We start from the raw sequence: 857 nt of genomic DNA on the forward strand, positions 1-857 counted from the left end.
CTTTTAGATAAAACCAATGTGCTTGATGATAATGCTGGGTTGCATCGCCTAAACTCACTAAAAAGTGTGCGCTAATCAGTGTTGCCAGCATCGCAGGCCACATAATTCCGCGATACAGTTTACGCTCCATGACTTGGAAACGTTGATGGCTTAGCTCATCGTTGCTCATCGCATGGTAAACGTACAGCCGCGGCAAATAAAATAATGCCGCGAACCAACAAATCACTGCAATTAAATGCAATGCTTTAACCCAAAGAAATGCCTCAGATGGTGTTGTCATCTAAAATCCTAACGCTTAGCCAGCCCATTTTTTGAAAACGAGACACGCATTCACGCCGCCAAAACCAAAGCTATTGCTCATAATCGCATTCAGTTTAGCATCACGTTTTTCAAGTACAAGATCAAACCCTTTCGCGCCTTCATCCAGTTCAGTCACGTTGATGTTTGGTGCAATAAAGTCATTTTGCATCATTAATACTGAATAAATCGCTTCGTGTACACCCGCCGCACCTAAGCTGTGACCCGTCATTGACTTGGTCGAGCTAAATGCAGGTACTTGACCTTCACCAAACGCACGTTCCATGGCTTTTAATTCGGTAATATCGCCAGCAGGGGTTGATGTGCCATGAGTGTTTACGTAGTCAATGCTGTCTACACCATGTTGTTTGGCTTCTTCAAGCGCCATTAAGATACAACGCGTTGCACCTTCACCGCTTGGCGCAACCATGTCTGCACCGTCACTGTTTGCTGCATAACCCACCACTTCAGCTAAAATGTTTGCACCACGTGCTTGAGCGTGTTCAAGTGACTCTAATACCAAGAAACCACCGCCGCCGGCAATTACAAAACCGTCACGG

At 45.6% G+C, this 857-nt stretch carries 1 protein-coding gene and 1 pseudogene; both read right to left on the reverse strand.

Annotation, left to right across the window (positions count from 1 at the left end; translation table 11 throughout):
• The coding region (locus I2F62_RS13080; protein ID WP_324627418.1) for a CopD family protein at positions 1 to 280 on the reverse strand (280 nt) is incomplete at its 3' end.
• 15 nt (positions 281 to 295) lie between these two features.
• Positions 296 to 857 (reverse strand): annotated as a pseudogene (locus I2F62_RS13085) (beta-ketoacyl-ACP synthase I); the annotation flags it as partial.

The sequence above is a fragment of the Acinetobacter sp. MD2(2019) genome (genome assembly GCF_035615615.1).
Lineage (GTDB): Bacteria > Pseudomonadota > Gammaproteobacteria > Pseudomonadales > Moraxellaceae > Acinetobacter.